17 protein-coding genes are annotated in these 17,144 nt (G+C 73.1%); 6 read left to right on the top strand and 11 right to left on the bottom strand.

Features of this window, described 5'->3' with window-relative positions:
* Positions 1-364: 364 nt before the first annotated feature.
* Positions 365-1,096 carry a VIT1/CCC1 transporter family protein gene (locus ACIF9R_RS04700; protein WP_399974320.1) on the bottom strand — a complete coding sequence of 244 codons (732 nt, stop codon included), beginning with the start codon at positions 1,094-1,096 and terminating at the stop codon, positions 365-367.
* A gap of 261 nt (positions 1,097-1,357) precedes the next feature.
* Here ACIF9R_RS04700 and ACIF9R_RS04695 point away from each other — a divergent pair, with 261 nt between their 5' ends.
* The 6 genes from ACIF9R_RS04695 to ACIF9R_RS04670 are packed head-to-tail and all read left to right on the top strand — an operon-like array spanning position 1,358 to position 8,272.
* On the top strand, positions 1,358-2,362 hold the full coding sequence (locus ACIF9R_RS04695; RefSeq protein WP_399974317.1) for an ADP-ribosylglycohydrolase family protein: 1,005 nt from the start codon (positions 1,358-1,360) through the stop codon (positions 2,360-2,362).
* The gene (locus tag ACIF9R_RS04690) at positions 2,359-3,654 is read left to right on the top strand and encodes an ADP-ribosylglycohydrolase family protein (RefSeq protein WP_399974314.1); all 1,296 of its coding nucleotides are present in this window, start codon (positions 2,359-2,361) and stop codon (positions 3,652-3,654) included. The genes ACIF9R_RS04695 and ACIF9R_RS04690 overlap by 4 nt, the downstream gene beginning before the upstream one ends.
* Before the next feature lie 7 nt (positions 3,655-3,661).
* Positions 3,662-4,843 (top strand): ADP-ribosylglycohydrolase family protein, encoded by a 1,182-nt coding sequence (locus ACIF9R_RS04685; protein WP_399974311.1) that lies wholly within the window; start codon positions 3,662-3,664, stop codon positions 4,841-4,843.
* Positions 4,831-6,252: an ADP-ribosylglycohydrolase family protein gene (locus ACIF9R_RS04680; RefSeq protein WP_399974309.1), complete on the top strand. Its 1,422-nt coding sequence runs from the start codon at positions 4,831-4,833 to the stop codon at positions 6,250-6,252. Before ACIF9R_RS04685 ends, ACIF9R_RS04680 begins: the two co-directional genes overlap by 13 nt.
* On the top strand, positions 6,249-7,445 hold the full coding sequence (locus ACIF9R_RS04675; protein WP_399974306.1) for a CaiB/BaiF CoA transferase family protein: 1,197 nt from the start codon (positions 6,249-6,251) through the stop codon (positions 7,443-7,445). The genes ACIF9R_RS04680 and ACIF9R_RS04675 overlap by 4 nt, the downstream gene beginning before the upstream one ends.
* The gene (locus tag ACIF9R_RS04670; RefSeq protein WP_399974304.1) at positions 7,442-8,272 is read left to right on the top strand and encodes an HpcH/HpaI aldolase/citrate lyase family protein; all 831 of its coding nucleotides are present in this window, start codon (positions 7,442-7,444) and stop codon (positions 8,270-8,272) included. Before ACIF9R_RS04675 ends, ACIF9R_RS04670 begins: the two co-directional genes overlap by 4 nt.
* Before the next feature lie 331 nt (positions 8,273-8,603).
* Here ACIF9R_RS04670 and lgt read toward each other — a convergent pair whose 3' ends face one another.
* The 10 genes from lgt to ACIF9R_RS04620 form a co-directional block, all read right to left on the bottom strand.
* Positions 8,604-9,596, bottom strand: coding sequence for a prolipoprotein diacylglyceryl transferase (lgt, locus tag ACIF9R_RS04665; RefSeq protein ID WP_399974301.1), 993 nt, complete (start codon positions 9,594-9,596; stop codon positions 8,604-8,606).
* 96 nt (positions 9,597-9,692) lie between these two features.
* Positions 9,693-10,472 carry a DsbA family protein gene (locus ACIF9R_RS04660; protein ID WP_399974299.1) on the bottom strand — a complete coding sequence of 260 codons (780 nt, stop codon included), beginning with the start codon at positions 10,470-10,472 and terminating at the stop codon, positions 9,693-9,695.
* Positions 10,473-10,606: 134 nt separating this feature from the next.
* Complete coding sequence (gene trpA, locus ACIF9R_RS04655) at positions 10,607-11,422, bottom strand: tryptophan synthase subunit alpha (RefSeq protein WP_399974297.1); 816 nt, start codon at positions 11,420-11,422, stop codon at positions 10,607-10,609.
* Complete coding sequence (trpB, locus tag ACIF9R_RS04650; RefSeq protein WP_399974294.1) at positions 11,419-12,702, bottom strand: tryptophan synthase subunit beta; 1,284 nt, start codon at positions 12,700-12,702, stop codon at positions 11,419-11,421. The genes trpA and trpB overlap by 4 nt, the downstream gene beginning before the upstream one ends.
* 55 nt (positions 12,703-12,757) lie before the next feature.
* Positions 12,758-12,976 (bottom strand): tryptophan biosynthesis modulator TrpM, encoded by a 219-nt coding sequence (gene trpM, locus ACIF9R_RS04645; protein WP_399974291.1) that lies wholly within the window; start codon positions 12,974-12,976, stop codon positions 12,758-12,760.
* Positions 12,977-12,997: 21 nt separating this feature from the next.
* Positions 12,998-13,807, bottom strand: coding sequence for an indole-3-glycerol phosphate synthase TrpC (gene trpC / locus ACIF9R_RS04640; RefSeq protein WP_399974288.1), 810 nt, complete (start codon positions 13,805-13,807; stop codon positions 12,998-13,000).
* Between the two features lie 153 nt (positions 13,808-13,960).
* Entirely contained in the window at positions 13,961-14,401 is a 441-nt protein-coding gene (locus tag ACIF9R_RS04635) for a DUF2752 domain-containing protein (RefSeq protein ID WP_399974286.1), read from the bottom strand.
* 78 nt (positions 14,402-14,479) lie between these two features.
* Positions 14,480-14,731 carry an HGxxPAAW family protein gene (locus ACIF9R_RS04630; RefSeq protein ID WP_399974283.1) on the bottom strand — a complete coding sequence of 84 codons (252 nt, stop codon included), beginning with the start codon at positions 14,729-14,731 and terminating at the stop codon, positions 14,480-14,482.
* Between the two features lie 190 nt (positions 14,732-14,921).
* Positions 14,922-15,566, bottom strand: coding sequence for a TIGR02234 family membrane protein (locus ACIF9R_RS04625; RefSeq protein ID WP_399974280.1), 645 nt, complete (start codon positions 15,564-15,566; stop codon positions 14,922-14,924).
* Between the two features lie 50 nt (positions 15,567-15,616).
* Complete coding sequence (locus tag ACIF9R_RS04620) at positions 15,617-17,140, bottom strand: anthranilate synthase component I (RefSeq protein WP_399974277.1); 1,524 nt, start codon at positions 17,138-17,140, stop codon at positions 15,617-15,619.
* Positions 17,141-17,144: the final 4 nt, after the last annotated feature.

Genomic DNA, 17,144 nt, shown 5'->3' with positions numbered 1-17,144 from the left:
CCCGTCGTCGTCATGTGGCATGTGAAGTGCCGAGGGACGACGTTGGCCCTCTGCGTGGAGCAAAAGCTGGTGCAGGTTACATGATGGCGCGGTTCCCGGAAACCGGGATGTCACGTTCCATCACGTGGACACCGGACGGGACGCGGCGGGGGTTCCGCGCCTGACGGCGAAAGCCATGAGGACCGGGCCGGACAGATCGGTGTCCGTCGGTCGGTGGCGGGAAAAGGCTGCTGCGCCCGCCCCGCAGGGCACGTTGTCGGCCTCATTGCCCACAGCGCTTACGGCTCATGCCCAGTGGTCATGCCGCCGAAACCAGCAGGTTACGAACTACTGGTGCGGCCCTCCGCACCGGACGAGAGGAGGACTATCCTAGGGTCGTTCCGAACGCCGCGCCCAGGGCGTACGTCACACCGGCCGCCGCACCGCCCAGCGCCAACTGCCGCAGACCGCTGTACCACCAGCTGCGCGCCGTCACCTTGGCCACCACCGCGCCGCACAGGAAGAGACCGAGCAGCGCCAGCAGCACGGCCGGCCACAGACTGCCCGCACCGAGCAGATACGGCAGTACGGGCAGCAGTGCGCCCAGCGCGAAGGAGCCGAAGCTCGACACGGCGGCCACGGTCGGCGAGGGCAGGTCGCCGGGGTCGATGCCGAGCTCCTCGCGGGCGTGGATCTCCAGGGCCTGCTCGGGGTCCTTGGACAGCTGCCGGGCGACCTCGCGGGCCAGGTCGGCGTCGACGCCGCGGGTCTGGTAGAGGGCGGCCAGTTCGGCCTCCTCGTCCTTCGGGTGCTTGCGCAGCTCACGCCGCTCGACGGCCAGCTCGGCCTCGACCAGCTCACGCTGGGAGGCGACGGAGGTGTACTCGCCGGCCGCCATGGAGAAGGCGCCGGCGGCAAGTCCTGCGAGGCCGGTGAGGACGACGGTCTGCTGACTCACCGCGCTGGCGGCGACACCGGTGATCAGGGCCAGGTTGGAGACCAGTCCGTCCATCGCGCCGAACACCGCGGGGCGCAGCCAGCCGCCGTTCACATCCCGGTGCGTGTGGTTGTCGCGGTGCGCCTCGTGCAGCGCCGCCTCGGTATCGATGATGGCCATGCCTGTCCCCCACAGCTTCCTCTTTGGACACATTCTATTCTTCGACGGCACTCAATGTACGCCTCCACATCGCCTCCCGCCAGCAAGGAAAGGCTGGGCTAACCTGCGGTTTTGCGCCTTCTGCTCGTTTGCGTAGATGGACGCACAGATGTCGACCGGGTGACGCTGAGGCCGCCGATGCTGTGGCGGACACCACACCGGGGACAGTTCCGCAAAGGGCTCCGCGCCCCTCTCGGGGCCGCGCCTGAGAGGAGAGCCGCGATGGTATCGACCGCCCGCATCCCCTCGCCCCCGGCGCCCGGGGAGGCCCTCGGGCGTCGTGAACGGGCGCGCGGCGCGCTGCTCGGCCTGGCCGTCGGCGACGCGCTGGGCGCCCCGGCGGAGAACATGAAGCCCTCCGAGATCCGCGCGAAGTGGGGCCGCATCACGGGCTACGTCACCGACCGCCCGGCCGGCACGGACGACACCGAGTACGCGATCTTCTCCGGACTGCTGCTGGCCCGGCACGGCTCCGCGCTCACCCCGGCGCACGTCGAAGCGGCCTGGCACGAGTGGATCGCGGACCGCTCCGAGGGCCCTTTCCGGGGCGCCGGCTTCAGCGAGCGCGGCACGCTGGAAAACCTGCGCCGGGGGCTGGCGGCACCCATCTCGGCCCAGCACCGGCACGCCTGGAGCGACGGGCTGGCGATGCGGGCGGCGCCGCACGGGGTGTTCGCGGCGGGCCGTCCCGACGAGGCGGCCCGGCTGGCGGCGATCGACGGATCGGTCAGCCACGACGGCGAGGGCATCTACGGCGGCCAGGCGGTCGCGGCGGGCGTGGCGGCCGCCATGGCCGGGGCGCCGGTGGTCGCGGTGGTGGCCTCGGCCCTGGCCGTGGTGCCGGAGGACTCCTGGACCGCCCGCTCACTGCGCCGCGCCGTGACGGCGGCCCACCTCGGCGAACGCGCGGTCCGCGCGGCGGTGGTGATCGGCGGCTACCCGTGGACCGACCTGGCCCCCGAGGCGGTCGCCCTCGCCTTCGGCGCGTACGCAGCGGCCGACGGGGACTTCGAGCGGGCGGTGCTCACGGCCGTCAACATGGGCCGCGACGCCGACACGACGGCGGCGGTGGCGGGTGCACTGGCGGGCGCCACCCAGGGCATCGACGCCGTCCCCCCGCCCTGGGCGGCGGCCATCACCCCGGCCCGGGGCACCTGCCTGCCCGCCATGGCGGGCCACCACGTCCTGACCATCGCGGACCTCCTGACCCCGGAGCCCCCCTCATGACCACACCCACCACCACCCCACAACCCCCACCCGCACCCGCACCCGCACCCGCACCCGCACCCGCCGACGGTGATCAGCCCCCACAGGGGCCACCCGCACCCGACCTCGAAACCCGCACGGGTGGTGCGGGTGGGAACACCCGGGCCGAAGGCGAAGCCGAGGCCGTTACCCTCACCCAGCGACCGCAGGTGGAAGGCCTCCTCCTAGGCCTGGCCGCAGGCGACGCCGCCGGCTGGCCCGCCGCCCGCCACCGCGCCGCACGCATGCCGGAGTGGACCAGACGCCTCACCCGCGAGCTCGACACCTTCGCCGAGCAGAACGCGACGACCACCCTCCCCGTCCCCATCGCCCTCAACCAGCCCTCCGAACCCCTCCGCCTCGGCCCCTCCGACGACGCCGAATGGGCGGCCTTCGCCGCGGAAGCCGTGCTCCGGGCCGGTGACGACACCGCCTTCGGCGACCTCAGCCGCGAACGCCGCACCCGCGCGGCCATCGACCTGACCTGGAACACCGTGGCCGCCGAGATCGCCGCGGCAGCGCACCGCGCCCCCGAGACCGAGTCCGCCGTGCTCCCCCTGCGGGCCCGCATCTCCGTCCGCGCCGGCCTCGGCAACCTCGCCACCGGCCTGCGCCCGCCCGCCACCGGCCACGACAATCCGCACTACTTCGACGACGCGGCCTGCGTACGGGCCTGTGTGCTGGCCGTGGCGCACCCCGGCGATCCGCGTGCCGCCGCGGACCTCGCCGAGTTCGACGCCCGCTACACCCAGGACGGTGACGGCGTGCGCGGCGCCCGCGCCATGGCCGCCGCCGTCGCGCTGGCTCTGACCGGCGCGGACCCGCACACCTGCGTGCGCGCCGCCTGCGCCGAACTGCCCGAGGACACGGAGATCGGCCGCAACGCCCGGTACGCGCTGAAGCTCGCGGCGGACGCCGACAGCGCCTTCGCCCTCGTCCCACCGCTCGAGCACCAGATCGTCGACCACGTCTACAGCTACGGCATCGCGGCCGCCGAGACCGTCCCCGTCGCCCTCGCGCTCACCACCGCCGCCCACGGCAGGATCGCCGAGGCGGTCCCGGCGGCGGCCTGCCTGTCCCGGGTCGCGGACTCCGCCCCGGCGCTCGTCGGCGCCCTCACCGGCGCACTGGGCGGCGGCGCGGCGGTCCCCGCGTCGTGGCGGGACAGCTGCCGCACCCTCTCCGGCTGCGTGCTCCCCCGGCTCACCGGCACCGACCTGGTGGAACTCGCCGGACTGCTGGCAGCCGCGTACCCGGCCCCGACGGAGGGATGATGCGGGCATGACGCGCGAAAAAGCACACATCACCCCCCGGGGTCCGTCCCTGGACGAGCGGATCACCGGCGCACTCGTCGGAGCGGCGGTCGGCGATGCCCTCGGCGGGCCGGTCGAGGGGTACTCCCCCGAGCAGATCGTCGAGCGCCACGGCGGGCGCGTCCACGGCGTCGTCGGCCCGTGGAACGGCGACGCCTGGCGCACCGCCCGCCCGATCGCCCCGTACCACAAGGGTGACGGCCACATCACCGACGACACCCTGATGACCCACGCGCTGATCCGGGTGTACGCGACGGTCCGCGACCATCTGGACGCCTACGCCGTCGCCGACCACCTGGTCCCGGACCTGATGACGAACCCGCGCTGGATCCCGGAACTGGAGGCGGAGACGATCCCGCTGCACCGGATCTTCCTCGCCGAGAAGTGGCTGGTGGCCCGACTGCACTACGGTCACGTCGACCCGCGCGAGGCCGGCACCGGCAACATCGTCAACTGCGGGGCCGCGATGTACATGGCCCCGGCCGGACTGGTCAACGCCGCCCACCCCGCCGCCGCCTACGCCGAGGCGCTGGACGTCGCGGGTGCCCACCAGTCGTCGTACGGCAGGGAGGCGGCGGGCGTCTTCGCGGCGGCCGTCGCGGCGGCGTGCGCGCCGGGCGCGACGGCGGACTCGGTGGTAGCCGCGTGTCTGTCCCTGGCGAAGGACGGCACCCGGGAGGCGATCGAGCGGGTCTGCGAAGAGGCGGCCCGGCACACGGACTTCGAGTCGGCGCTGCGTCCGCTGCGGGAGGCGGTGGCCCCGTACGACACCGTGGGCCCCGACTACCGCTCCCCCTCCCTGGGGGCGCGTCGCCCGTCGCGGCTGCACGCCATCGAGGAACTCCCGGTCGCGCTCGGCATGGTGGTGGTGGCCCGGGGCGACTTCCGGCACGCGGTGCTGGGCGCCGTGAACTACGGCCGCGACTGCGACTCCATCGCCACGATGGCCGGCGCCGTGACCGGTGCCCTCGGCTCGCCCGTCCCCGAGGACTGGTCCAAGACGGTGGCGGACGCCAGCCGCCTCGACCTGTGGGCACCGGCGGTCACGCTGGCCGGGGTGACCCGTGAGATCTTCGCGCGTGACGTGGAGCGCCGCCGCGCCCACGAACGGGCCGTCGCGGAACTGGGAGGCCCGGGTTGCTCCGACTGACCTGGGTCCAGCCGGAGGACCTGATCGGCCACGAACTGCGCCAGGCGTCCCAGGACGGCCGCGCACCCACGGCCGTCGCCGCCCGCTGGCGTGCGGCGGGCGGCCCCGAGGCCCCCCTGACCGCGGGCGCCTCCCCCACCCCGGCCTCCCCCCGCCTCCGTCTCCTGGCCACCGGCCTCCTCGACGAACTCGCCGACCTCCCCAGCCCCCTGACGGAACACGAACCGACCGACCTCCCCGCCATCAAGTCCCTGTGCCCCGACTGGCCGCTCGCCGCGGACGGCCGTACGGGGGAGGCCGGGCACGGCGGCACCCCGCGTGCGCCGGACCGCCCGCCTCACCCCCGCCCGGTGTCCCCCGCCCGCCTGGAAGCCGCCTGGCTGGGCCGAGCGGTCGGCTGCCTCCTCGGCAAACCGGTGGAGAAACTCCCCCTCACCGCCATCCGGAATCTGGCCCGGGCCGTCGGCAACTGGCCCCTGACCACCTATTTCACAGCCCGCGGCGTCCCCGGCGACCTTCTCGCCCGCCACCCCTGGAACCGCCGCTCCGCGTCGACCTCCCTCGCCGAGAACATCGACGGCATGCCCGAGGACGACGACCTCAACTACCCCCTTCTCGCCCTGCTCCTCCTGCAGCGGCACGGCCGCGGATTCACCACCACCGACGTGGCCCGCGTCTGGCTGGACGAACTCCCCGCCGGCCGGACCTTCACCGCCGAACGCGTCGCCTACCGCAACCTCCTCAGCGGCCTGGAACCCCCGCTGACCGCCCGCCACCACAACCCCTTCCGCGAATGGATCGGTGCTCTGATCCGCGCGGACATGCACGGCTGGACCAACCCCGGTGACCCGGCCGCTGCCGCCGAGCAGGCCCATCGCGACGCGACGCTCACCCACACCGGGAACGGCGTCTACGCCGCGATGTTCACCGCCGCCGTCATCGCCACCGCCGCCACCGGCGACCACGACATCCACGCGTGCCTGCGCACCGGCCTCACCGTCGTCCCGCCCCGCTCCCGCCTCGCCCGGGCCGTCCGGCAGGCCATCGGACTGGCCCACGATCACGCCGACTTCACCACCGTCGTCGATCTCCTCCACCGCACCCACGCCGCCACCCACCACTGGGTGCACGCTGTCCCCAACACCGCCCTGATCGCCGCCGCCCTCACCCACGCCCGAGGCGACTTCACCGGTTCCATCTGCCGTGCGGTGTCGGGCGGTTGGGACACCGACTCCAACGGCGCGACGGCCGGCGGCATCGCCGGCCTCCTCGCCGGCACCCCCGACGCCCTCCCCGAACGCTGGACGGCCCCGCTGAAGAACCGCCTGGCCACCTCCGTCGGCGGCCTCGACGGCTCCGGCTTCGACACCCTGGCCCGACTGACCCATCTGGAGGCCTCCCGCCCATGACGTCCACCGAACCCCCACTGACCGGCCTGCGCGTCCTGGACCTCGCCACGCTCTTCGCCGGCCCACTCGCCGCGACCCTGCTCGGCGACTTCGGCGCGGAGGTCGTCAAGGTCGAGCATCCGAGGAAACCGGACCCCTCCCGCGGCCACGGCCCGTCGAAGAACGGCATCGGCCTGTGGTGGAAGATGCTCGGCCGCAACAAACGCGCCATCACTCTGGACCTGTCCACCCCCGGCGGCCGGGCCACCCTCCTGCGCCTGGCGGAGACCGCCGACGTCGTCATCGAGAACTTCCGTCCCGGCACCCTCGAGAAGTGGGACCTGGGCTGGCCCGAACTGTCCGCCGTCAACCCCCGTCTGGTCCTGGCCCGGGTCACCGGCTTCGGCCAGTTCGGCCCGTACGCGCACCGTCCGGGCTTCGGCACCCTCGCCGAGGCGATGAGCGGCTTCGCGGCGATCACCGGTGAGCCGGACAGCCCGCCGACGCTGCCGCCGTTCGGTCTGGCGGACTCCATCGCGGGCCTGACCACGGCGTACGCGATCATGACCGCTCTCGCCGCCCGTGACCGTACCGGCGAGGGCCAGGTCGTCGACCTGGCCCTGATCGAGCCGATCCTGACCGTGCTCGGCCCGCAGCCCACCTGGTACGACCAGCTCGGCCACGTCCAGCCCCGCACCGGCAACCGCTCCCGGAACAACGCCCCGCGCGGCACCTACCTGACCGCCGACGGCACCTGGGTCGCCGTGTCCACCTCGGCCCAGTCGATCGCCGAGCGCGTGATGGTGCTGGTGGGCCGCCCGGATCTGATCGACGAACCCTGGTTCGCCACCGGCGAGGACCGGGCCCGGCACGCGGACATCCTGGACGAGGCGGTCGGCGGCTGGATCGCCCGGCACACCCGCACCGACGTCCTGGCGGCCTTCGAGAAGGCGGAGGCCGCCGTCGCCCCCGTCCAGGACGTACGGGACGTCATGACCGACCCCCAGTACCAGGCCCTGGACACCATCACCACGGTCGACGATCCCGAGCTGGGCCCGCTGCGCATGCAGAACGTCCTCTTCCGGCTCTCCGCCACCCCGGGCGCGATCCGCTGGGCGGGCCGCCCGCACGGTGCGGACACCGAGGCGGTCCTGACCGAGCTGGGTCTCACCACCGACGACCTCGCGCGGCTGCGCACGGAGGGTGCCCTGTGAGGCGCTTCCCGCTGACCTGGCTGTACGTCCCCGGAGACCGTCCCACCGTGGTCGCGAAGGCGCTGACCTCGGGGGCCGATGTCGTGGTGATCGACCTGGAGGACGCGGTCGCGCCCGACCGCAAGGCCTACGCCCGGTCGGCCACCGCCGAGTTGCTGCGCGACCACCAGCCGGTCCCGGTCCACGTCCGCGTCAACGCCCTGTCCGGCCCCTGGGCGCGTGCCGACCTCGCGGCCGTCGCCCCGGCACCCGGTCTGTCCGGTCTGCGGCTGCCCAAGGTGTCGTCCCCGTCCGACGTCGTACGCGTCGCTCACCAGGTGGTGTCCGCCCGCGGTGGTACGCCGCCCCTGTACGCCCTCCTGGAAACGGCCCTCGGCATCGAGCGCGCCCACGCGGTGGCCACCGCCCATCCGTCCCTGCGCGGTATCACCATCGGGGAGGCGGACCTCCGTGCCGATCTGGGGGTACGCGACGACGTGGGCCTCGACTACTCCCGTTCCCGGGTGGTCGTCGCCGCGCGGGCGGCGGGCCTGCCCCCGCCCGCCCAGTCCGTCCACCCGGACACCCGCGACCTGGACGGCCTGCGGGCCTCCTGTGCCCGGGGCCGCGCCCTGGGCTTCCTGGGCCGCGCCGCGATCCACCCCCGTCAGCTCCCGGTCATCGAACGGGCCTACCTGCCCACGGAGCAGGAGATCGAGCAGGCGGAGACCGTGATCAAGGCGGCAGCCATGACCCAGGGCGCCCAGGCCCTCCCCGACGGCACCTTCATCGACGCGGCGGTAGTCACCACAGCCCACCGCACCCTAAGCCTCACCCCCAAACCCTGACCCACCCCCACCCCCCCCCCCCCCCCACACACACCCGCTCCCCCGCACCCTGTGCCTCGCGCACTCCCGCACCCTGTGCCTCGCGCACTCCCGCACCCCCGCGCTTCCGCGCCCCGCCATCCACGCCCCCGCACCCCTCGCGCTCCCGCACCCCCGCCTTCCGCGCTCCCGCCTCCCGCGCCCCCGCGCTTCCGCGGGCAGTCGTGCCGCAGGGCGGCACGGGTGGGCGCGACGGCACCCCGTAGGCGCCGGGCTGCGCCGCACCCCCGCCCCACACACACCGAGGGCGCCCGGAAAACCCCGAGCGCCCTCGACCTCGTACAACAGACAGTCAGCCCTTCTTCGCCGACCCAGCCCCGTCCTTGGAGTCCTCGGACTCGGAGTCGGAGCCGGAGCCGGAGGACTCGGAGCCGGAGTCGGAGTCGGAGTCGGAGCTCTCCGAGGAACCGGGCTCCTCGGAAGACCCACCGCCCTCAACAGACGAAGCATCCTCGGCCGACCCGTCGGAGACACCCGGCTCGACCACGTCCTCCCGCCCCGGCCGCTTCCGCGCAGACAGCACGATGTACAGCACCGCCAGCAGGAACACCAGAACCGAGGTCCAGTTGTTCAGCCGCAGACCGAGGATCTCGTGCGCCTCGTCGACCCGCATGTACTCGATCCAGAACCGCCCCGCACAGTACGCGGCGACATACAGCGCGAACGCCCGCCCGTGCCCGAGCTTGAAGCGCCGGTCCGCCCAGATCACCAGCAGCGCCACACCGACGCACCACAGGGACTCGTACAGGAACGTCGGGTGGTATGTGCCCGGGACCCGCCCGTCGGACGAGGAGGTGATCTCGACCGCCCACGGCAGATCGGTCGCCCGCCCGTACAGCTCCTGGTTGAACCAGTTGCCCCAGCGGCCGATCGCCTGCGCGAGGGCGATACCCGGCGCGATGGCGTCGGCGTAGGCGGGCAGTGCGATGCCCCGGCGGCGGCACCCGATCCAGGCGCCCAGCGCTCCGAGGGCGATCGCGCCCCAGATACCGAGGCCGCCCTCCCAGATCTTGAAGGCGTCCACCCAGTCACGGCCCTCGCTGAAGTACAGCTGGTAGTCCGTGATCACGTGGTAGAGCCGGCCGCCGATCAGGCCGAAGGGCACGGCCCAGACAGCGATGTCGGCCACCGTGCCGGACCGTCCGCCCCGGGCGATCCAGCGCTTGTTGCCGAGCCAGACCGCAACGAAGACGCCGATGATGATGCAGAACGCGTAGCCGCGCAGCGGAACGGGGCCGATGTACAGCACCCCGCTCGACGGGCTGGGAATGTAGGCAAGTTCCATGGCAAGGTCGACGCTACCGTGCCGGACCGGGCGCGCGGCGGGCGGCCCGGCAACGGCTCCATAACAGGAACACCGGAGTTCCCCGGGAAATCGGCGCTACCCCTTGTTCGCCTCCTCGACCATCTGCTGGAACTTCTCCGGGGTCATCGAGCGGTCCGCGTAGATGTTCTTGCCGTCGAAGAGCACCGTCGGCGTGCCGCTGAAGCCGCCGCTCTGGAACGCCTCGTGGGACTTGGCGACCCAGCCGTTGTGCGTGCCGTCCTCGACGCAGCCGCGGAAGGCCGGGGTGTCGAGTCCCTCGACCTTGCCGGCCAGGTCGATCAGCTTGTCCTTGTCGGCGAAGGCGTCGTCGCTCTCCATCGGCTGGTTCTCGAACAGCACGTCGTGGTACGCGGTGAACTTCCCCGCGTCCTGGGCGCAGGCGGCGGCGTTGGCCGCGTTGCGGGAGCCGGTGCCGCCCAGGCCGTTGTCGATCAGTGTGACCAGGTGGTACTCCACCTTCAGCTGACCGGCGTCGGTCAGCTCGTGGATGGTGGGGCTGTAGACCTGCTCGAAGGACTTGCAGGCCGGGCAGCGGAAGTCCTCCCACACCGTGAGCGTCGCCTTGGCGTCCGGTTTCCCGACCGGGATGGCCGTGCCGTCCTTGCCGAGGGCGCCCGAGGGCGCCACGACCGGGCCCGCCGAGTCGCTCTCGGTGTCGTCACCCCCCGAATTCGCGGCGACGACCCCGATCACCGCCGCGAGCCCCAGGACACAGACCACGCTCGCGCCCACGATCAGGGCGCGTCGTCGCTTGTCCGCCGCCCTCTGCTTCTCGCGCTCGACCGCCAGCCGCTCCCGGGCGGTGCGCTTTCCCTCTCGCTTCTTCTCGCTCACACCCCGCAGAACGAACCGGGAAGGCGCACAGCGCCTTCCCGGTCCCAGGTCCACCCGTACGAGGGACCCGTATGACTGGCTGCGGATCTCTCGCCGGCTGCGGATCCCCGCTGGCCACCTGCGGATCCGCGCCGTCAGGCCCGCCCGCGCACGCCCTCGGCGAGCTCGCCTGCGAGCGCCCGTACGGCCGCGACTCCGGCCGCGTCGTCGGGGGCGTCCAGCATCCGCTTGACGAAGGCCGAGCCGACGATCACACCGTCGGCGAAGCGGGCGACCTCGGCCGCCTGGGCGGGGTTGGAGACGCCCAGGCCGACACAGACGGGGAGGTCGGTGGTGGCGCGGGTGCGCCGGACCAGTTCCTCGGCCTGCGCGCCGACCGACTCCCGGGTACCGGTGACGCCCATCAGGGAAGCGGCGTAGACGAAGCCGCTGCCGGCCGCGGTGATCTCGGCGAGCCGCTCGTCCTTGCTGCTGGGCGCGACCACGAAGACCGTGGCGAGCCCGTGCTTCTCCGCGTGCTCCCGCCACAGCCCCGACTCCTGAACGGGCAGGTCGGGCAGGATGCAGCCGGCGCCGCCCGCCTCGGCGAGCTCGGCGGTGAACCGCTCGACGCCGTAGCGGTCGATGGGGTTCCAGTAGGTCATCACGAGGATCGGCTTGCCGGTGGCCGCGTGCGCCTCGCGGACCGTGCGCATCACGTCGGTGATCTTCACACCGCCGCGCAGGGCGATGTCGTCGGCGGTCTGGATGACCGGGCCGTCCAGGACGGGGTCGCTGTGCGGCAGACCCACCTCGACGACATCGGCACCGCCCTCCAGCGCGGCCTTGATCGCCTCGATGCCGCCGTCCACGGTCGGGAACCCTGCCGGGAGGTAGGCGATCAGGGCGGAGCGGCCCTCGGACCGCGCCGCGGCGAGGGTCTCGTCCAGCAGCCGTACGTTCCCGCTCACTTCGCGTCCCCCTCGATCTCGGCGGTGCCGGCCGCGTCGGCGGCGACCTCGGCGTCGGTGTCGTACAGCCCGAAGTAGCGGGCGGCGGTGTCCATGTCCTTGTCGCCGCGACCGGACAGGTTGACGACGATCAGCCCGTCCTTGCCCAGCTCCCTGCCGACCTCCAGGGCGCCGGCCAGCGCGTGGGCGCTCTCGATGGCCGGGATGATGCCCTCGGTGCGGGACAACAGGCGCAGTGCCTGCATGGCGGCGTCGTCGGTCACCGCGCGGTACTCGCCGCGGCCGCTGTCCTTGAGGTAGGAGTGCTCGGGTCCGATGCCCGGGTAGTCGAGGCCGGCCGAGATGGAGTACGGCTCGGTGATCTGGCCCTCGTCGTCCTGGAGGACGTAACTGCGGGAGCCGTGCAGGATGCCGGGCTCGCCCGCGGTGAGGGTGGCCGCGTGCTCTCCGGTCTCGATGCCGTGGCCGGCCGGCTCGCAGCCGATCAGGCGCACCCCGGTGTCCGGGATGAAGGCGTGGAACAGGCCGATGGCGTTGGAACCGCCGCCGACACAGGCGACCGCGGCGTCGGGCAGCCGCCCGGCTCGCTCCAGGAGCTGACGGCGGGCCTCGACCCCGATGACGCGGTGGAAGTCGCGGACCATCGCCGGGAAGGGATGCGGGCCGGCGACCGTACCGAACAGGTAGTGGGTGCGGTCGACGTTGGCGACCCAGTCGCGGAACGCCTCGTTGATGGCGTCCTTCAGCGTACGGCTGCCGGACTTCACCGCGATGACCTCGGCGCCGAGCATGCGCATCCGGGCCACGTTGAGTGCCTGGCGCCGCGTGTCGACCTCGCCCATGTAGATGGTGCAGTCGAGGCCGAACAGGGCACAGGCGGTGGCGGTCGCCACGCCGTGCTGGCCGGCGCCGGTCTCGGCGATGACCCGGGTCTTGCCCATGCGCTTGGTGAGCAGGGCCTGGCCGAGCACATTGTTGATCTTGTGCGAGCCGGTGTGGTTCAGGTCCTCACGCTTGAGGTAGACCGTGGCTCCGCCGGCGTGCTCGGCGAAACGGGGGACCTCCGTCAGCGCGGAGGGGCGGCCGGTGTAGTGGGCCAGGAGGTCGTCGAGTTCCCGGGCGAACTCCGGGTCGGACTTGGCCTTGTCGTACTCGACGGCCACCTCGTCGACCGCCGCGACGAGGGCCTCGGGGATGAACTTGCCGCCGAAGGCGCCGAAGTAGCCTCCGGCGTTCGGGATGTGACCCTCCGGGTCGGGGATGAAGAACGTGCTGGGCATGCGTGTACCTCACGGTGAGTTGTGTCGGGCACTGTTCGCCGTGGGGCGGGGGTCGTCAGGCCGCTGCGGGCCTGTCGTGGCCTGTCGCGCTCACGCGACGCCAGTCGCGTGTTCGGTACAGCCCCGCGCCCCTTCGCGCCAGCTGCCATCGCCGCCCGTTCACCTGTCCGGGCTCGTCGCCGATCACGTAGCGGACCCTGCGGCCGTGCACCCGGCGGGCGGGCGCGCGGCAGCCACGGGGCCTGCAGCCACGTACGAGGCGGGAGAGCTTCATCGGGGGCAGCCTACCGGCGGATCAGCCGCGGCCGTGGCGGAGGGCGGGGTGTTCGCCCGCGGCCACCAGGTCGGAGACGGCCGTCCTCGGGTCCTTGCCGGTGACCAGGGACTCGCCGACCAGCACGGCGTCGGCGCCCGCGTTGGCGTAGGCGATGAGGTCGTGCGGGCCGCGGACGCCGGACTCGGCCACCTTCACCAGGTGGGCGGGGATCTCGGGGGCGACCCGCTCGAAGGTGCCGCGGTCGACCTCGAGGGTCTTGAGGTTGCGCGCGTTGACGCCGATGACCTTGGCGCCCGCGTCGACCGCGCGCTCCACCTCGTCCTCGTCGTGGACCTCGACGAGCGGGGTGAGCCCGATGGACTCCGCGCGTTCGATCAGCGACTCCAGGGCCGGCTGGTCGAGGGCGGCCACGATCAGCAGCGCCAGGTCGGCACCGTACGCGCGGGCCTCCCAGAGCTGGTACGACGTGACGATGAAGTCCTTGCGCAGCACCGGGATGTCCACGCGCGCGCGGACGGCCTCCAGGTCGGCCAGTGAGCCGCCGAAGCGGCGCTCCTCGGTGAGGACCGAGATGACGGCGGCGCCACCCGCCTCGTAGTCGGCGGCAAGCCCGGCCGGGTCGGCGATCGCGGCCAGCGCGCCCTTGGACGGGCTGGAGCGCTTGACCTCGCAGATCACCTTGACGCCGTCGCCGCGCAGGGCGGCCACGCCATCCTTGGCCGCAGGGGCCTTCGCCGCGCGCTCCTTGAGCTCGTCGAGGCTGACGCGCGCCTGCCGCTCCGCGAGGTCGGCACGGACTCCGTCGATGATCTCGTCGAGCACACTCACGCGAGCGGCCCCCTTCCTGGCGGTCGGACTTCGGTGGTCAGTGGTCACTGACGCACGTCACTGGTCACTGACTCACTGCGATGGTATCCGGAGCAGGCGTATGCCTCACATCCGGTGAGGGCCGGTCCCACTACCTGGACGTTCGCCACTTGATCAAGGATGCAACCAGCCGCCGAACGGCAGGTTCCGGACAACCGTGAAGACCAGCAGCAACGCTCCCAGGGACCACAGCAGCACCGGTGGCGGATCGATCCTCAGGGGTGGACCGCCGCGTGCCGCGCGGACCACCCAGACGGTCCACAGCACGGCGAGGCCCGCGTAACCGAGGACGGCGGGCCCGTTGGCCTGGAGGGCGGTCAGGAGGTCGCCGTGGGCGACGGCGTGCGCACTGCGCAGACCTCCGCAGCCGGGGCAGTACAGGCCGGTGAGGTGCAGCAGCGGGCAGACGGGATAGTGACCGGGTTCGTTGGGATCGACCGCGCCGACGTAGGCGAAGGCTCCGGTGACGGCGGCGAGCACCCCGGCGGGGACGGCCAGCCGGGCCGCCCTGCCGCCGCGGGGCACGCTGGGGCTGGGGGCGTTCACAGGGTGCATTGTGCCCCGGACACGGGTCAGGGGCGGTTCCGGCTCCGCCGTACGGGCCGCCGCCCCTGCCCGGGGTGCCGGTGGTGCTCAGCCCTGGGCGCCGGCCGTCGCGCTGTCGCCGGTGGTCCGGTGCACGGGGTGGGCGTCCTTCGGCTGGCCCATGCCCATCGAGCGCATGATGGTGCCGACGACACCGCCGAGGAGGACGACGCCCATGCTCGCCCAGAAGCCCACGGGCTGGTCCATCACCATGAACGCGCCCGCGGCGCAGAAACCGATGAAGGCGATGATGACACCGGTCCAGGCGGCCGGGGTGTGACCGTGGTTGCTGCCCGCCATTGCATGCTCCTCGTTGCTGTGTACGTGTCTGAGCAGGGCGCTCCCCGCCATTGTCCCGCACGTACCGGTCCGCCGTACGCCGGGGTGGGCCGGGGGTCGTTGCGCGGCCCGGCGTTCGCGGGGTGCCTCCCCCGGAGGGGGTGCCCCGGCGCCCGTCCGTGCCGCCCGGCACGACTGCCCGCGTGACGCGCTACGCCCCGGTCGGATCCTCGCCCCGGTCGAGTGCCTTCCAAAGGTCCTCCGGCCGGTCCGGGTCGGCCGGCGGAGCCTTGCGGCGCGGGCGCGCCGCCGCCCCGTCCCGTTCGTAGCGACCCGACATCGCCGGCCACAGTCGCCCGTACCGCAGCGCCAGCAGCCCCGCCACCAGCAGCAGCGCACCGCCCACGGCGGCGGCGTACGGCCAGGCCGTGTGGCTGAGGACGCCCACTGTCGCCGACGTGTCACCGGACACCTGTGCCGCCTGCTTGTCGAGCGCCGCACGGTCCGACGCACCGAGCAGCGCCCCGGTGATCGTGCCCGCCCCGGAGAGGGCGAGCAGCGCGGCGACGGCGAGGCGGCCGGCCCGGCGGACGGCGAAGACCGCGACGAGCGCGGCCAGCCCCACGATGGCGAGGGCGGCCGGGACACCGGTGATGTCGCTGCCCGTGGCGGTCAGGGGAAACGCGCCACCGGCCACCGTCGCGGTGCCCTCCGACCACTGTTGCCGGGTGGCGAGCAGGGTCAGGGCCGCGCCCAGGGCGCCGGACAGCAGGGCCACGGCGAGACTGAGGCGGCCGGTGCGGGCGGAGCCGGCGGCCTCGGAGCGGGGGGTAGGTACGGCAGTCACGACATCCACTATCGCCTGAACCCCGGGCGAACCGACACCCGGGGTTCGTCACGGAAGCCTCAGGCGTTTCCCAGCCGGTTCGCCATGTGCACGGCGCGGAGGACCGCGGCCGCCTTGTTGCGGCACTCGGTGTCCTCGGCGACCGGGTCGGAGTCGGCGACGATTCCGGCTCCGGCCTGGACGTACGCCGTGCCGTCCCGCAGCAGGGCGGTACGGATGGCGATGGCCGTGTCGGAGTCACCGGCGAAGTCGAGGTAGCCGACGCATCCGCCGTACAGTCCGCGCCGGGACGGTTCGAGTTCGTCGATGATCTGCATGGCGCGGGGCTTGGGCGCGCCGGAGAGCGTGCCGGCCGGGAAGCAGGCGGTGAGCACGTCGAAGGCGGTGCGGTCGTCCGTGACCCGGCCGGTGACCGTCGAGACGATGTGCATGACGTGCGAGTAGCGCTCGACGGACATGAAGTCGACGACCTCGACGGAGCCGGGCCGGCAGACCCGTCCGAGGTCGTTGCGGCCCAGGTCGACGAGCATGAGGTGCTCGGCACGCTCCTTGGGGTCGGCGAGCAGTTCGTCGGCGAGGGCCTGGTCCTCCTGCGGGGTGGTGCCCCGGTGCCGGGTGCCGGCGATGGGGTGGACCATGGCCCGTCCGTCCTCGACCTTCACCAGCGCCTCGGGGGACGAGCCGACGACGTCGAACCCGTCGAAGCGGAACAGGTACATGTACGGGGAGGGGTTGGTGGCGCGCAGCACCCGGTAGACGTCGAGGGCGCTCGCCGTGCACGGGGTCTCGAACCGCTGGGAGGGAACGACCTGGAAGGCCTCGCCCGCGCGGATGCGTTCCTTGACGTCCTCCACGGCCCGCTGGAAGTCGGGGCCGCCCCACAGCGCGGTGTACTCGGGCAGTTCGGAGGGCGGCAGCACGGCCGGCGGCTGGGCCACCGGGCGGGCGAGGTCGGCTTCCATGGCGTCCAGGCGGGCCACGGCGTCGGCGTACGCCTCGTCGACCCCGGTCTCCAGGTCGTTGTGGTTGATCGCGTTGGCGATCAGCCAGACGGAGCCCTCCCAGTGGTCCATGACGGCGAGGTCGCTGGTGAGCAGCATGGTCAGCTCGGGGAGCTTCAGGTCGTCCCGCTCGCCGGGGCCGATCTTCTCGAGGCGGCGCACGATGTCGTAGCCGAGGTAGCCGACCATGCCGCCGGTGAAGGGCGGCAGGCCCAGGTCGTCGGCGAGGTCGCGCGGGGTGTGCAGGGTCTGGAGGGTGGCGCGCAGGGCGCCGAGCGGGTCGCTGGCGGTGGGGACGCCCACGGGCGGGGTGCCGTCCCAGCGGGCCTGTCCGTCACGTTCGGTGAGAGTGGCGGCGCTGCGGACACCGACGAAGGAGTACCGGGACCAGGACCGCCCTCCCCCAGTGCTGAACGCCTGGGAGGTACCCCCATCCGCCGACTCCAGCAAGAACGTGCCGGGGCGCTCCCCGGCGAGTTTGCGGTAGAGCGCGACCGGGGTGTCGCCATCGGCGAGGAGCTTGCGGGTGACCGGGATGACCCGCCGGTCGGTGGCGAGTTTGCGGAACGTCTCGAGGTCCATGGCG

Origin of the sequence: Streptomyces sp. NPDC086080, assembly GCF_044540255.1 — a bacterium.
GTDB lineage: Bacteria > Actinomycetota > Actinomycetes > Streptomycetales > Streptomycetaceae > Streptomyces.
Note: the sequence above shows the minus strand (reverse complement) of the source record. Positions and strands in the feature narration are given on the sequence as shown.

Excerpts from the sequence above, each read along its gene's own strand:
- ACIF9R_RS04700 (WP_399974320.1), bottom strand. The coding sequence starts at position 1,096 with ATGGCCATCATCGATACCGAGGCGGCGCTGCACGAGGCGCACCGCGAC.
- ACIF9R_RS04695 (WP_399974317.1), top strand. The coding sequence starts at position 1,358 with ATGGTATCGACCGCCCGCATCCCCTCGCCCCCGGCGCCCGGGGAGGCC.
- ACIF9R_RS04690 (WP_399974314.1), top strand. The coding sequence starts at position 2,359 with ATGACCACACCCACCACCACCCCACAACCCCCACCCGCACCCGCACCC.
- ACIF9R_RS04685 (WP_399974311.1), top strand. The coding sequence starts at position 3,662 with ATGACGCGCGAAAAAGCACACATCACCCCCCGGGGTCCGTCCCTGGAC.
- ACIF9R_RS04675 (WP_399974306.1), top strand. The coding sequence starts at position 6,249 with ATGACGTCCACCGAACCCCCACTGACCGGCCTGCGCGTCCTGGACCTC.
- lgt (WP_399974301.1), bottom strand. The coding sequence starts at position 9,596 with ATGGAACTTGCCTACATTCCCAGCCCGTCGAGCGGGGTGCTGTACATC.
- trpB (WP_399974294.1), bottom strand. The coding sequence starts at position 12,702 with ATGCCCAGCACGTTCTTCATCCCCGACCCGGAGGGTCACATCCCGAAC.
- trpM (WP_399974291.1), bottom strand. The coding sequence starts at position 12,976 with ATGAAGCTCTCCCGCCTCGTACGTGGCTGCAGGCCCCGTGGCTGCCGC.
- ACIF9R_RS04635 (WP_399974286.1), bottom strand. The coding sequence starts at position 14,401 with ATGCACCCTGTGAACGCCCCCAGCCCCAGCGTGCCCCGCGGCGGCAGG.
- ACIF9R_RS04630 (WP_399974283.1), bottom strand. The coding sequence starts at position 14,731 with ATGGCGGGCAGCAACCACGGTCACACCCCGGCCGCCTGGACCGGTGTC.
- ACIF9R_RS04620 (WP_399974277.1), bottom strand. The coding sequence starts at position 17,140 with ATGGACCTCGAGACGTTCCGCAAACTCGCCACCGACCGGCGGGTCATC.